Here is a 14,740-nt window from a genome sequence, read left to right on the forward strand (position 1 = left end):
TATCTATCGCACAAAAGGATCATTATAAATACGACTTTACAGACGGGAACCGGTATTTCATCATTTCTGAGATAAAATGAGAAATACCGGCAGAATATCGGATGTATATACCCAACGTCATTCAGGATGCAGGAAGGCGGCTGGCTGAGCGTAGCCAACGAACCTGCGGTTTGAATAAATAAGGGTATATACCCAACGTCATTCAGGATGCAGGCAGGCGGCAAGGGAAGACAGACGGGGAGCATACACAAGTATGTGACCCGGCTGGCTGAGTGCGGCCAACGAACCTGCAGTTTGAATGAATAAGGGTATTGTTATTTTTTTGATCCATGCAAAACAGCCGTGGTCAGACGGGATATACAGCACAACTTTTGCTGTTCATCATAGATTTCTATCGACCAGACCTGCTGGTTACGCCCGAGATGTATCGCTTTGCAGTGACCTGTGACCCGTCCTCCGCGAACCGCCCGCACATGGTTGGCATTAATCTCCACGCCCACCACAGTTTCATCTCCTTCACTGCACAGATAACCGGCCACTGAGCCGAGACTTTCTGCCAGCACCACAGATGCACCGCCGTGCAATAATCCATGCGGCTGCTTTGTCCGTTCGTCGACCGGCATTGTGCCTGTCAGCTGTTCCGGCTCCAGCGCGGTAAATTCAATCCCCAGATGACTGAGCATATTCCCCTGCGCAATGTGATTCAGCTCTGCCAGTGTGGTGGCGCGTTTCCATATCATAAAACTCTCCCGGTTATCGTGTTTGTCCGGTTTCAGGATACCAGTTTCAGGGCACCAGTGTCAGCAGCGCCTGCAACGGATGCAGCATCACTTTTCCTTCCATCCGCTTTACCTGACTGCGGCAGGAGTACCCGGTGGTCAGGCAGCGCTCTGATACCAGTGTCTGATATGGCTGCGCCCAGGAGAGCTGATAAATCCCTTTTGAACGTTCCAGGTTCGGCATTTCATGTCCGTACGTTCCCGCCATACCGCAACAGCCAACACTGACCGGTTGCAGTGACGCGCCGAAACGGCTGAAAATCGCCTTCCAGACGTTGACACTGTCCGGCAATGCTGTCGATTCAGTACAGTGACTGAATAAATACCAGGGACGGGTATCTGTTGTTGCTGCTGTTTCAGGAAGCTGCTCTGCATATTCAGTCAGCCATTCATGCACCAGCATCACGCGGAATAACTGTTTCTCCGGCGGTAACACCGTTTTATATTCATCGCGGTAACACAGCACCAGCGCAGGATCAACGCCCACCATCGGGCAGCCGAGACGCGCCACACGATTGAGAAAATCAGCCGTCCGGGTTGCGGTACGGGCAAAACGGGCGAGAAATCCTTTAATATGCTGCGCTTTGCCGTTCGGGCTGAACGGCAGCAGTACCGGATGAAAGCCGAGTTTCTCCGCCAGTGCGGCAAAGTCAGCCACCACTTTGGCATCAAAATAACTGGTGAAAGGGTCTTGTACAATAAAGAGATAACGCCCCGCCTGCCGTTCACTTTCACTCATGCCTTCCAGCATTTCGAGAGTGACGGATGTAGCTTTGCTGCCCGCAAGCTGCTGCTTCAGTGACGGCGCAGACAGCAGCGGCAGGTCTGTCATGCCGACTGTTTTTTCACTGAGCGTCTGCACCCAGGCTTGTTTCAGGAAAAAATTAAATACGCGGGGTGCTTTCGCCATCAGCGGCGCACCGCTTTCCACATTGGCAACCAGATGGTCACGCAGCGGGCGCAGATAGCGCCCGTGATACAGCGCCAGGAAACGGGCGCGGAATTCCGGCACATCTATTTTTACCGGGCATTGAGTTGAACAGGCTTTACACGCCAGACAGCCGGACATGGACTCTTTCACTTCATGGGAGAAATCATATTCTCCCCGCGCCGCGCGCCATGTATGCCGGGTTTTCTCAATCATCCCGCGCAGAGAGAGCCGGGTGCGCGGAACAGATTCCGTTAACAGCGCCGGGTCGGTTCCCTGCTCTGCCAGCAGACGCAGCCACTCTCTTACCAGTGCGGCGCGCCCTTTCGGGGAATGAAAGCGGGATTGCGTCACTTTCATGGACGGACACATCGGGCTTTTCACATCAAAATTAAAACATAATCCGTTGCCGTTGCAATTTATTGCCCCGGCAAATGCATTTCGTACATCTATTGGTATAGTTCTGTCATAGGTGCCGCGTTTTACCGCATCCACCTGCACCAACGGTGCATCACTGTCTGATGGCGTACAAATTTTGCCGGGATTGAGCCGGTTTTCCGGGTCAAACGCGCCTTTTATCCGGCGCAGCTCGCGATAAAGTGTGTCGCCGAAAAACGCCTCACCATATTGCGCACGAAATCCCCTGCCGTGCTCACCCCACAGCAATCCGCCATATTTTGCCGTCAGCCCCACAATCTCATCGGAAATCTGTTTCATCAGCACTTCCTGCTCCGGCGAGCACATATCCAGTGCCGGGCGGACGTGCAACACGCCTGCATCCACATGCCCGAACATGCCGTATTCCAGATGATGGCTGTCGAGCAAGGCGCGGAATTCGGTAATATAGTCAGCAAGATGCTCCGGCGGCACACAGGTATCTTCCGCAAACGGGATCGGCTTTGCCGCCCCTTTACTGTTACCCAGTAATCCCACCGCTTTTTTACGCATTGCATAAATACGCTCAATGCCGGTCAGATCCTGACAGACCTGATAGCCGATTACCCCGGCTTCATTATTTGCCATCAATCCGTCAAGGCGCGCACAAAGGGAGGTAACCTGCCCGTCAATAAGCGCCTGGTCATCGCCGCAAAATTCAACAATATTCAGCCCGAGCAGGGTTTTATCCGCAACATCCGTGACTAATTCACTGACGGAATGCCAGACAATATCTTCCCGCGCCAGGTTCAGTACTTTTGAGTCCACGGTTTCCACAGAAAGCGCCTGCGCTGCCACCATAAACGGGGCATTGCGCAGAGCGGAATCAAAGGCATCATATTTGACATTCACCAGACGGCGTACTGCCGGCAATGGCGTGATATTCAGTTTTGCCTGAGTTATGACCGCCAGCGTTCCTTCAGAGCCTGTCAGAATGCGGGTTAAATCAAATGTCTGTAAATCATCACTGAAGACATGGCGCAGATCATACCCGGTAAGAAAACGGTTCAGTTTCGGGAAGCTGTCCAGGATTAACTGCCGGTTTGCTTCGCAACTGTTCAGTGTGGTGCGGTACAACTGTCCGGTCACACTGTCCTCTTCTGCATATGCCCGCGCCACACTGACCGGGACAGGTTGCGTATCCAGCAATTCGCCGTTGATCAGTACCGAACGCAGGCCCAGCACATGATTGGACGTTTTCCCGTACACCAGCGAGCCCTGCCCGGACGCATCCGTATTAATCATGCCGCCCAGTGTGGCGCGGTTTGATGTGGAAAGTTCCGGGGCAAAAAAGTAACCGTACGGCTTCAGATACGCATTCAGCTGATCTTTAATCACCCCGGCTTCAACCCGCACCCAACCCTGTTCCGGGTTAATTTCAAGGATACGGTTCATATAACGGGATAAATCAATCACCACACCGCTGTTCAGCGACTGACCATTGGTGCCGGTTCCGCCGCCGCGCGGGGTAAACTGAACAGAGCGGAATTCATCCTGCGATGCAATACGCATGATTAAAATCACATCCGCCACCGAGCGCGGAAACACAATCGCCTGCGGCAGAAGCTGATAAATACTGTTGTCCGTGGCAAGCGTCAGGCGCTCACCATAACGGGTTGTGGTATCACCGGTAAATCCGCTTTCGTTCAGGGCGATAATATACCGTCCGGTTTCCGGGCTTACCTGAGGAGATTGCGTTAATCGTGGGATCATTATCTGCGGCTCTTTATCATAAATGGTCACATTGCGAATTCGACAGTATAATTATGTTGTTAACACGCCATTCTGATGCATAATTCAGGCGTGAATATTCACCTTAACACACAATGTATTCATTTTGTGCGCTCCCTGAAATAACGCAATATTCGCGCTACTTTATTAGGAACATACAGTTTTTTCATTTACAAAGGGAAACTTATCTGTGGAAAAATCGCAGCCTGGTTATGACTTACCTAAATTAATATTCGCCATTGGCGCGATATCAATTCTCATTATTATTAGTTTCTGGGTATTAAGCCCGTTTATTTTAGGCTTCGTCTGGGCAGGTATGATTGTCATTGCAACCTGGCCGGTCTTTAAGCGGATCCAGCGCCGCGTCCGCAACAGCCGCTGGATTGCCGCCTGCATTATGGTTATCCTGATTATTCTTTTATTCGTCTTCCCGCTGGCGTTACTGATTAACAGCATTGTTGAAAACAGTGAGCCACTGATGCGCTGGGTGAAATCACCGGGACAACTGACCCTGCCGGAATTGTACTGGCTGGACTCTGTCCCGGTTATCGGACCTAAGCTGTTTGCCAACTGGTCCTCTCTTGTTGCCAGCGGCGGCAATGCCATGATGGCAAAAGTGCAGCCTTACCTTGGTCAGGGTGCCGCCTGGTTCCTGACACAATTGCTGAGTGCCGGTAAATTTCTGTTCCATCTGGTGATTATGCTGATGTTCAGCGGCCTGTTATATCTTCAGGGAGAAGAGGCCGTGCGCGGGTTCCGCCATTTTGCCATCCGTCTTGCCGGGATGCGCGGTGATGCGGCGGTACTGCTGGCAGCAATGTCTGTCCGCGCTGTCGCACTCGGCGTCGTGGTTACCGCACTGACTCAGGCTATTATCGGCGGTATCGGGCTGGGACTTGCCGGTGTGCCTTTTGCCGCTATCCTGACTGTGCTGATTTTTATCTGCTGCGTGGCGCAACTCGGACCGTTGCTTATCATGGTTCCGTCCATTATATTCCTGTTCTGGACCGGTGATACCACATGGGCAATTATTATGATTATCTGGGCCGGTGCGGTTGCCACAATGGATGGCGTGCTGCGCCCGTTCCTGATAAAAATGGGCGCTGACCTGCCGATGGTACTGATCCTGACCGGTGTTATCGGCGGGATGTTATCCCTCGGGATGATCGGACTCTTTATCGGCCCGGTGGTACTGGCAGTTTCCTATACCTTACTGAAGGCCTGGATGAATGATGTGCCACGTCCGTCCGATGATTTAACCGAGGTCAGAGCGTATATGGAAGAACAACTCTCAGAAAAAAAAATAAGTTTTTAATCAAAGGTGCAGAAATGCACCTTTGTTATATTTAATTAATTATTCAATTAAGTTTCATAACTAACATTAATAATTTGAAATATTAATATACATTGAGATACAGGGTCAGTACTTATTCTAAATAAAGACAGACGTTGTGAATATATTTCACTTATCTTACAATTAGTAAATTATATATTGAGACAATTCTTAATGCAGGGATATCTTAATTATTTTAATATATCCGTCATCAAGTAACGAATTAAAAGGTTCCGTTATTCATTAAAACGGTATCTTCTGAATACAAAATATTGCTGTGTGTAGTCTTTGCCTGTCAGCCCATGATAGGCTTTTTTTTTGCCTGTAATTCCGGTATTCTTATTTGGTTTTAGTTTGGTTTCAGTTTGATTCATGTAAAAAAAACACATTCGTTGCCGTATTTGATTATAAAAAAAAAGCCCGAATTAATCCGGGCTTCTGAGCATACTAAATGATGCTATTAATTATTTTCTGCTAATGCAACCCAGGTTTTCACAACAGTATCCGGATTAAGCGATACACTGTCGATCCCCTCTTCCAGCAACCATTGCGCAAAATCCTGATGATCTGACGGGCCCTGCCCACAGATACCCACATATTTGTTATGTGATTTTGCTGCCTTTATAGCCATCGATAACAGCGCTTTCACAGCGTCATTGCGCTCATCAAAGAGTTCAGACACCACGCCGGAGTCACGATCCAGTCCCAGCGTCAGCTGAGTCATATCGTTTGAGCCGATGGAGAAACCATCAAAGAACTCAAGGAACTGGTCCGCCAGCAGAGCATTCGACGGAATTTCGCACATCATAATCAGGCGCAGACCGTTTTCGCCGCGTTTCAGACCACGTGCTTCCAATTCCTTCACGACCGCGTCTGCCTGAGCAACAGTACGGACAAACGGGATCATCACTTCCACGTTAGTCAGATCCATCTCATTACGCACACGTTTTACCGCTTCGCACTCCAGCGCAAAACAGTCACGGAAGCTGTCATGAACATAACGACCGGCACCACGGAAGCCCAGCATCGGGTTCTCTTCATCCGGTTCGTAGATATCCCCGCCAACCAGGTTTGCATATTCATTGGATTTAAAGTCAGACAGACGCACAATCACTTTCTTCGGATAGAATGCCGCAGCCAGTGTCGCGATCCCTTCAGTCAGACGACCGATATAAAACTCAACCGGATCGTCATATCCTGCCATCATACTGCGGATTTCTGCCTGTAACTCAGGGGTTTGTTTATCAAACTCCAGCAGTGCGCGCGGATGCACGCCAATCATGCGGTTGATAATAAACTCCAGGCGGGCAAGACCCACACCTTCATTCGGCAGGCAGGCAAAATCAAATGCGCGGTCAGGGTTACCGACGTTCATCATGATCTTCGTGCCCACTTCCGGCATTTTATCTATTTCAGACGCATGGATAGCAAAATCCAGCTCTCCGCTGTAGACATAACCGGTATCCCCTTCAGCGCAGGAAACCGTAACAGCCTGACCTTCTTTCAGCAGTTCGGTGGCATCACCACAACCGACAACAGCCGGAATACCCAGCTCACGCGCAATAATCGCCGCATGACAGGTACGTCCGCCACGATTAGTCACAATCGCTGCCGCTTTTTTCATGATAGGTTCCCAGTCAGGGTCCGTCATGTCAGTCACTAACACATCACCGGGCTGAATTCTGTCCATCTGGCTGAGGTCATGAATAACTTTAACCTTACCGGCACCGATACGATGACCGATAGCACGGCCTTCCACCAGCACATCACTCTGTCCGTTCAACTGGTAACGTTCCATTACCTGCTGGTTGGAACGCACCGTTTCCGGACGCGCCTGAACGATATACAGCTTACCGTTGTGCCCGTCTTTCGCCCATTCGATATCCATCGGACGGCCGTAGTGCTTTTCGATAGTTACTGCCTGTCTTGCCAGCTCTTCGGTTTCACTGTCTGTCAGTGAGAAGCGCCCGCATTTTTCAGCCGCAACATCTTCGATACGGACCTGTTTGCCGTGACTTTTATCATCGGCATACACCATCTGAATCTTTTTCGATCCCATTGTGCGGCGCACAATAGCGGGACGACCTTTTTCCAGGGTTGGTTTATGGACATAAAACTCATCCGGGTTAACCGCACCCTGAACCACCATTTCACCCAGCCCGTAAGCAGAGGTAATAAAGACAACCTGATCAAAACCGGATTCAGTATCGATAGTAAACATCACACCCGATGACGCAAGGTCTGAACGCACCATGCGCTGAATACCCGCAGACAATGCAACACCACGGTGATCATAGCCCTGGTGAACACGATATGAAATCGCGCGGTCATTAAACAGTGAGGCAAAAACGTGCTTGATGGCCACCATAATGGCATCCATACCCTGCACGTTTAAAAAGGTTTCCTGCTGTCCGGCAAATGAGGCATCCGGCATATCTTCGGCGGTGGCAGATGAACGCACCGCAAATGTCGCCCCTTTTTCCCCTTCAGACAGTTGCTCATAAGCCTGACGAATGTCATCTTCAAACGCGGCGGAGAACGGGGTATCAATCACCCATCCGCGGATTCGGGCACCCGCTTTCGCCAGTTGATTCACATCATCAACATCCGTTTTATCCAGCAATTCATAGATACGCTGGTTAACGCCACTTTGCTCAAGAAAGTCATTAAAGGCCTGTGCTGTGGTGGCAAAACCATTGGGAACAGACACACCTAACCCGGAAAGATTGGTTATCATTTCCCCTAAAGACGCATTTTTACCACCGACACGGGGTACGTCATTCATACCTAACTGGTTATACCAAAGTACATTACACGGAGTCTGACCATTGTTGGACATTGCAGGCAATCCTTTTAACATTCAAAAGAAGGTAACATAGAAAATACAGCGCTCTGTTGAGCATCAGAAACAGATTATCACAATGTTCGGGTGAATATAGACAGGTGAATCGATCAACCCGATTACAATATTTTTTTTATCCTTTATAATCAGGTTTGAATTTATTTGTGCCGTTGCTCCGGATTATCGATTCAGCAAAAAACATAGGAAAATAAATAACATGTCTATCACAACCGGCTCATCTTCTGATACACAAAATAAAGAGACACGGAGTGTTTTCTTTATTTCTGACGGAACAGCCATTACGGCAGAAGTATTAGGTCATGCCGTGCTGTCACAGTTCCCTATTGATATCATTGCGTATACGTTACCTTTCGTGGCAACCGTCGACCGGGCGCTGGAAATCAGACAAAAAATTGATACCATTTATGAAACGACCGGGTTACGCCCGCTGGTGTTCTACTCCATCATTTGTCAGGAGGTTCGCGAAGCGATCACCGCCAGTAAAGGCTGCTGCCAGGATATAGTGCAAACACTGGTCGCACCGATACAACAAGAGATTCAGATGGAGCCGCAGCCAATTTTTAACCGGACGCACGGGTTATCCAAACGCAATCTGAGCCAGTACGATGCCCGCATCGCCGCCATTGATTTTGCGCTGGCGCATGATGACGGCGTCTCTTTGCGTAATATGGATCAGGCGCAGGTGATTCTGCTCGGCGTTTCCCGCTGCGGCAAAACACCGACCAGCCTCTATCTCGCGATGCAGTTTGGTATCCAGGCGGCGAACTATCCGTTTACCGCTGATGATATGGATAACCTTCAGTTACCGGCGGCACTCAAACCACATAACCATAAATTATTCGGGTTAACTATCGATCCTGAACGCCTTTCTGCTATCCGTGAAGAACGCCGCGAAAACAGCCGTTATGCGTCTATCCGCCAGTGCCGTATGGAACTTGCCGAAGTGGAAGCGCTGTACCGCAAACATAAAATCAGCTACCTCAATACCACCAATTACTCTGTTGAGGAAATTTCCACCAAAATTATTGACTCATTAGGCTTAAACCGCCGCATGTTTTAATGTCATGATTTCAGATGCAGCGTGTCAGAGAAACAGGCTGGCGGAAACGGTTAAGTGGATCACAACACAGTGTGATCCACTTTGTGAAATTCTGTCTTGTAATCATCCTGATTTCGTTTATTGTGATCAGTATCACTGTGGTTACACACAGCAACAGACCGATTTCAGAGACAGTATTTACTTATGGAAAAAACGGATGAATTGCGCACACGGGCGGTAGATAAACTGATCACCCCGTCAGCGCTGGCCGGAGAGTTCCCGGTCACCGACACAATAAATAAAAATGTGACAACGTCACGCACACGAATTGAACGTATTCTGACCGGTGATGACCCACGTTTACTGGTTATTATCGGCCCCTGTTCCGTTCATGACACCATCGCCGCGCTGGATTATGCACAGCGCCTGAGTGAATTGCTGCCAAAATACCAGTCCCGGCTGGAAATTGTCATGCGCACCTATTTTGAAAAACCCCGCACCGTTATCGGCTGGAAAGGCTTAATCTCTGATCCGCACCTGGATAACTCCTGCCGGGTCAACGATGGTATCCGCCTGGCCCGCAAACTGCTGATTGATGTTAATGCACTGAATGTCCCGACTGCCACCGAGTTTCTCGACATGGTCACCGGGCAATATATCGCAGACTTATCAGCTGGGGCGCTATCGGCGCGCGCACGACAGAAAGCCAGATCCACCGGGAAATGGCCTCCGCGCTCTCCTGCCCGGTCGGCTTTAAAAACGGCACCGACGGCAATATTAAAATTGCCATTGATGCTATCCGCGCCGCACAGGCCGGACACATGTTTTTATCGCCGGATAAAGAAGGACAAATGACGATTTACCAGACTCAGGGAAATCCGTTCGGCCACATTATTATGCGCGGCGGTAAAACCCCGAACTATGCCGCAGGCGATATCGCGTATGCCTGTGACCAGCTCCGCCAGTTTGATTTGCCGGAACATCTGATCATTGATTTCAGCCACGGTAACTGCCAGAAAATTCACCGCCGTCAGTTAGATGTCGCCCGTGATGTATCACAGCAGATTAAAGATGGCTCCCGCGCAATTGCCGGTGTGATGGCAGAGAGTTTTATTCAGGAAGGCACACAGAAGCTAATCAACAACAAAGCACCTGTTTACGGACAATCAATAACGGACCCATGCCTCAGTTGGGCTGATACCGTGACACTGCTGGATATCCTGGCGGATGCCGCTGATGCCCGTTTTGTCTGATCCGTTTCAGACTGCTACAAAAAAAATAGGATGCCCCGGGCATCCTGTTTTTTATTCATCATCCGCAGTTATCATTCAGCCGTAATAAAGTTGAGATCCCGCTCACTTTTTTTACCAAACTCCGCACCACAGATAAAAATCCCTTGAACTCACCCTCTTCCCTGTTAATACTATTTGCGAATGATAACCGATATCAAATAGAATAATTATGGCAGAAAGTAATTCTGACGCTAAGGAATTAAGCGTTACAGGGCACGACCATCCGGCACCACGGAAAAACAGCATTGCGGTAATCAGCAGCCGGATACTCCTGGGCCCGCAAAAACGCATTATTATTCAGCATCAGAACGAGGAATATCATCTCCGTCAGACAAAAAACGGAAAACTGATCCTGACCAAGTAATACCCCTGCAAGCCACCCACTCCTTCCGGGCAGCCAGCTGACTTTATTGTGTAACACTCATACACAGGGTTTGCATCTGCTGCTGCCGCTTTTTGCATCATGATGTTCACTCCGAAACAACATATACCCAACATCATTCAAATTGCAGGCAGGCGGCAAGGGAAGATAGACGGGGAACATACATCAGTATGTGACCCGGCTGGCTTCACGCAGCCAACGAACCTGCGGTTTGAATGAATAAGGGTATATATCAATCCATGTTGATATAAAAACAGTAAGGTTCTTCCACCATGCACAGTGAACAGCTCACCCGCTATCTTGCCCTGAAAGAACAGGGAACCGTTATCCACGCCCGTGACATTGCCGCACTCATGGGTATATCAGAAGCGGAACTGGCACATTGCCGCACCGGTTTTGACACGCACCGGCTGACACCTGATATCCCGGCAATCTTTCCGGCACTTGCCGCCGCCGGAGAATTAAAGGGGCTGACGCGCAACAACTATGCCGTTCATGAACATCTCGGCACCTATGAAGATGCTCAGTTTGGTGAGCATGCCTGCCTGTTGCTTAAACCATACGGGCTGGATTTACGTTTTTTCCTGTCACAGTGGAAAACGGTGTTTGCTTTTGAGGAAAAAACAGCACGCGGTCTGCGCCACAGCATCCAGTTTTTTGATAGTTATGGTGATGCCGTTCATAAAATTTATACTACGCCCGCCACAAATATGAATGTCTGGCATCAGATAACTGAACAATTCCTTACCACAGATAACCCGTCTCTCTCTCCGGCACCACTGCCGGTTCCCGCTCACTCAACACTGACATCCGTACAGCAGGCTGAATTTACCCGCGCCTGGCAGAAAATGACGGATGTTCATCAGTTTTTTATTTTGCTGAAAAAATTCAATATCAGCCGGTTGCAGGCATTCCGGTATGTCGGCAACCCGTTGGCTCAGCGCGTGGATAACAATGCATTATCCCGCATACTGGCTCTTTGTACGGCACAGCAGAATGATATTATGATATTTGTCGCCAACCGGGGCTGTGTGCAGATTTTTACCGGTGCCGTTGCCCGCACGGAACCTTACCTCAGCCCTCAGAACGAACAACGCTGGATCAATATTTTCAATCCTGAATTTACCCTTCATCTGGTCGAGTCTGCCATTACGGAATCATGGATAACCCGTAAACCCACAAAAGACGGTATTGTCACCAGCCTGGAACTGTTTGATGCAGATGGTCAGCAAATTGCTCAGTTGTTCGGACAACGCACTGAAGGTGAGCCTGAACAGGACGTGTGGCGGACACAGATAAACGCACTGCCGGCTGAACTGTCAGACACACCGGATGATGAGGCCGCCGCATGAGATCTCTCCTTCTGCTTATTCTGTTATTTACCTGTTCTTCCGCGTTAAGCGAACATCGCCGCATAATCACGCTCGGCGGTGATGTGACAGAGATTGTTTTCGCACTCGGTGCCGGAGACCGGGTTATCGCCCGCGATACGACCAGCGAACACCCGCCGGAAGTGAAACAACTGCCGGATGTCGGTTATTTTCGCCTGCTTAATGCCGAGGGGCTGCTTGCATTACAGCCATCCCTGATCCTCGCCAGCGAACTGGCTTATCCCTCCGCCGTTCTGAAACAGGTAAGTGCTGCCGGCGTATCCGTGATAACAATCAGTGCCACACCAGGTCTGAGTGCGATCACCACAAAAATCAGTCAGATTGCCGATGCACTGGCACTGCAAACCGAGGCTGAACCACTCATTGCGGAGATCCGTAATCAACTTGATGCCGTTAAACAAACCCCGTTACCGGTAAAAGTACTGTTCCTGCTTAATCACAGCGGAACCGCTCCGCTGGCTGCGGGTCAGAACACTGCCGCAGACAGTATTATCCGCGCAGCCGGCGGACAAAATGCTGTCACCACATTTCAGCGCTACCGCCCGCTGTCTGCTGAAGGCATGATAGCCACACAGCCGGATCTTATTGTGATCACCCGCAACGGATTACTTTCAGCGGATAACACAGAGGCATTGTGGCAACTGCCGGGGCTGGCTCAGACACCTGCCGGACAGCGTAAGCGGGTGCTGGTCGTTGATGACATGGGCTTTCTTGGTTTCGGATTACAGACACCCGCGACATTGCATCAGTTGCGCCGGGCGATGGAGGGGACAGCCTCACTATGAACCGGCAATCCCGCCACCGGCTGCGCAGCACTTTTCTGTTATTTTTGCTGCTGTCCATGACCTTTACTGCCATGAATACCGGCGGATTACCGGTTTCATTAGGTACTTTTTTACGGGGCGAGATAACCCCGCAGCTCTGGCAAATCTGGCTTTCTGTCCGCCTGCCACGCGTTGTGCTGGCAATATTAACCGGTGCGGCACTGGCAACCGCAGGAGTTCTGCTGCAAGGACTGTTCCGCAACCCGCTGGCTGACCCCGGTTTGTTAGGCATAAGCAGTGGTGCCGCAGTAATGGTGGCTCTCGGTATTGTTTTTATTGCACCACATCTGTCCGGTTATGCCGCTATGTATCTGCCGGTTTTTATGGCTTTCGCCGGAGCGCTCTGTGTTACCGGCTTTATCTTTATGCTCAACCGGCAACGCCAGCCCCTGCTCAGGCTGCTGCTGTGCGGTATTGCCATCAATGCTATCGGAATGTCATTCGTCGGGATGCTTAATTACATAAGTGATGATCAGCAACTGCGCCAGTTTTCTCTCTGGATGACGGGAGCCACCGGACATATCAGTTGGTCATTACTGTTGCCCGCACTAATAATGTCAATACCCGTCTTTTATATCGCCCTGCGGTTGTCGCGTTCACTGGATCTTATCCAGCTTGGTGAAGAAGAGGCACATTACGCCGGTATTAATATCCGCCAGACACAGCGGCGGGTATTGCTGCTCAGTGCTTTCCTGGCAGGTACTGCGGTTGCCCTGTGCGGCGTAATCGGTTTTATCGGACTGGTTATCCCTCACCTGATGCGGATGATGTTTGGTTATCATCACTATCTGCTGCTGCTCACCTCGGCGATTGGCGGTGCACTGCTGCTTCTGTTGTCAGACACCCTTGCGCGGACACTGGTGATGCCGGCTGAAATCCCTGTCGGGTTATTAACCGGGTTGCTGGGTGCGCCTTACTTTCTGTGGCTGATTTTTTCGGTGAAAGAATAATATGAGTGAGAAAACGGATAACGTGCCTGCCCCGCTGCTCACGGCACGCAATATCAGTTTTACCTGCGGGAAACGCTATCTTATCAGGGATATTTCATTAACACTGAACTGCGGAGAAATGACCGCAATTATCGGACCGAATGGTGCCGGAAAATCGACACTGCTGCGGTTACTCAGCGGCTATCATGCCGCTGATACCGGGCAGATTACTATCCGGAATAAACCATTACAGGCATGGTCAGCTGACGCTCTGGCGCGTATCCGTGCCGTCATGACACAGCATACCCGGATTTCTGTCCCATATCCGGTAAGGGATATCATTACCCTGGGGTGTTTATCGCAGAAACCGCATGTATTACAGAACGTAATCAAACTAACTGCCTGTGAGCCTTTACTGGCCCGGTGCTGGCATACACTTTCCGGTGGCGAACAACAGCGGGTTCATCTGGCGCGGGCACTGATGCAATTAGGTGATACATCACACAGCGCCTGTCTGCTTTTCCTGGATGAACCCACCGCAGCATTGGATCTCTATCACCAGCAATCGCTGCTGCGGATGCTGAAACAGCAGACAACAAACAGCCCGCTGGCTGTCTGCTGCATTCTGCATGATCTGAACCTGGCATCCCTCTATGCAGACCGTATCATTTTGCTGCATAACGGCACTATTGCCGCACAGGGTAAGGCGGAGGAAGTACTGAACACACCATTGCTGACTGCGGTTTATCAAGCGGCACTGGTGACTGACAGGCATCCGGTTACCGGCAAACCGAGGGTATTCCTGAATCCTTAG

Annotated in this window: 10 protein-coding genes and 1 pseudogene; 8 read left to right on the forward strand and 3 right to left on the reverse strand. The window is 50.2% G+C overall.

Annotated features, from left to right (window positions below; all coding sequences use genetic code 11):
* Positions 1 to 314: 314 nt before the first annotated feature.
* Positions 315 to 740 carry a hotdog fold thioesterase gene (locus AYY16_RS05525; protein ID WP_067363077.1) on the reverse strand — a complete coding sequence of 142 codons (426 nt, stop codon included), beginning with the start codon at positions 738 to 740 and terminating at the stop codon, positions 315 to 317.
* A 46-nt stretch (positions 741 to 786) separates the two neighbouring features.
* Positions 787 to 3,855 carry a D-2-hydroxyglutarate dehydrogenase YdiJ gene (ydiJ, locus tag AYY16_RS05530; protein ID WP_067364762.1) on the reverse strand — a complete coding sequence of 1,023 codons (3,069 nt, stop codon included), beginning with the start codon at positions 3,853 to 3,855 and terminating at the stop codon, positions 787 to 789.
* Between the two features lie 208 nt (positions 3,856 to 4,063).
* Here ydiJ and ydiK point away from each other — a divergent pair, with 208 nt between their 5' ends.
* Positions 4,064 to 5,188: an AI-2E family transporter YdiK gene (gene ydiK, locus AYY16_RS05535; RefSeq protein ID WP_067363080.1), complete on the forward strand. Its 1,125-nt coding sequence runs from the start codon at positions 4,064 to 4,066 to the stop codon at positions 5,186 to 5,188.
* Positions 5,189 to 5,666: 478 nt separating this feature from the next.
* Here ydiK and ppsA read toward each other — a convergent pair whose 3' ends face one another.
* Positions 5,667 to 8,045 carry a phosphoenolpyruvate synthase gene (gene ppsA / locus AYY16_RS05540; protein WP_067363083.1) on the reverse strand — a complete coding sequence of 793 codons (2,379 nt, stop codon included), beginning with the start codon at positions 8,043 to 8,045 and terminating at the stop codon, positions 5,667 to 5,669.
* A 220-nt stretch (positions 8,046 to 8,265) separates the two neighbouring features.
* On the opposite strand from ppsA, the gene ppsR reads away from it, so the two are divergent.
* From ppsR to AYY16_RS05580, 7 genes and pseudogenes are all read left to right on the forward strand, one after another.
* Complete coding sequence (gene ppsR, locus AYY16_RS05545; RefSeq protein ID WP_067363086.1) at positions 8,266 to 9,129, forward strand: posphoenolpyruvate synthetase regulatory kinase/phosphorylase PpsR; 864 nt, start codon at positions 8,266 to 8,268, stop codon at positions 9,127 to 9,129.
* A 183-nt stretch (positions 9,130 to 9,312) separates the two neighbouring features.
* Positions 9,313 to 10,361, forward strand: a pseudogene (locus tag AYY16_RS05555) (3-deoxy-7-phosphoheptulonate synthase).
* 208 nt (positions 10,362 to 10,569) lie between these two features.
* Positions 10,570 to 10,764 (forward strand): hemin uptake protein HemP, encoded by a 195-nt coding sequence (gene hemP / locus AYY16_RS05560; RefSeq protein WP_067363092.1) that lies wholly within the window; start codon positions 10,570 to 10,572, stop codon positions 10,762 to 10,764.
* Between the two features lie 290 nt (positions 10,765 to 11,054).
* Complete coding sequence (locus AYY16_RS05565) at positions 11,055 to 12,134, forward strand: hemin-degrading factor (RefSeq protein ID WP_067363095.1); 1,080 nt, start codon at positions 11,055 to 11,057, stop codon at positions 12,132 to 12,134.
* Complete coding sequence (locus tag AYY16_RS05570) at positions 12,131 to 12,958, forward strand: heme/hemin ABC transporter substrate-binding protein (RefSeq protein ID WP_067363098.1); 828 nt, start codon at positions 12,131 to 12,133, stop codon at positions 12,956 to 12,958. Before AYY16_RS05565 ends, AYY16_RS05570 begins: the two co-directional genes overlap by 4 nt.
* A complete protein-coding gene (locus AYY16_RS05575) occupies positions 12,955 to 13,947 on the forward strand; it encodes a FecCD family ABC transporter permease (RefSeq protein WP_067363102.1) in 993 nt (330 codons plus the stop codon). Before AYY16_RS05570 ends, AYY16_RS05575 begins: the two co-directional genes overlap by 4 nt.
* 1 nt (position 13,948) lies before the next feature.
* Complete coding sequence (locus tag AYY16_RS05580) at positions 13,949 to 14,740, forward strand: heme ABC transporter ATP-binding protein (RefSeq protein ID WP_067363112.1); 792 nt, start codon at positions 13,949 to 13,951, stop codon at positions 14,738 to 14,740.

The sequence above is a fragment of the Morganella psychrotolerans genome (assembly GCF_001676155.1).
Lineage (GTDB): Bacteria > Pseudomonadota > Gammaproteobacteria > Enterobacterales > Enterobacteriaceae > Morganella > Morganella psychrotolerans.

What these genes read in the sequence shown, in the direction of transcription:
- AYY16_RS05525 (WP_067363077.1), bottom strand. Translation starts at nt 740, where the DNA reads ATGATATGGAAACGCGCCACCACACTGGCAGAGCTGAATCACATTGCG.
- ydiJ (WP_067364762.1), bottom strand. Translation starts at nt 3,855, where the DNA reads ATGATCCCACGATTAACGCAATCTCCTCAGGTAAGCCCGGAAACCGGA.
- ppsA (WP_067363083.1), bottom strand. Translation starts at nt 8,045, where the DNA reads ATGTCCAACAATGGTCAGACTCCGTGTAATGTACTTTGGTATAACCAG.
- ppsR (WP_067363086.1), top strand. Translation starts at nt 8,266, where the DNA reads ATGTCTATCACAACCGGCTCATCTTCTGATACACAAAATAAAGAGACA.
- hemP (WP_067363092.1), top strand. Translation starts at nt 10,570, where the DNA reads ATGGCAGAAAGTAATTCTGACGCTAAGGAATTAAGCGTTACAGGGCAC.
- AYY16_RS05565 (WP_067363095.1), top strand. Translation starts at nt 11,055, where the DNA reads ATGCACAGTGAACAGCTCACCCGCTATCTTGCCCTGAAAGAACAGGGA.
- AYY16_RS05570 (WP_067363098.1), top strand. Translation starts at nt 12,131, where the DNA reads ATGAGATCTCTCCTTCTGCTTATTCTGTTATTTACCTGTTCTTCCGCG.
- AYY16_RS05575 (WP_067363102.1), top strand. Translation starts at nt 12,955, where the DNA reads ATGAACCGGCAATCCCGCCACCGGCTGCGCAGCACTTTTCTGTTATTT.
- AYY16_RS05580 (WP_067363112.1), top strand. Translation starts at nt 13,949, where the DNA reads ATGAGTGAGAAAACGGATAACGTGCCTGCCCCGCTGCTCACGGCACGC.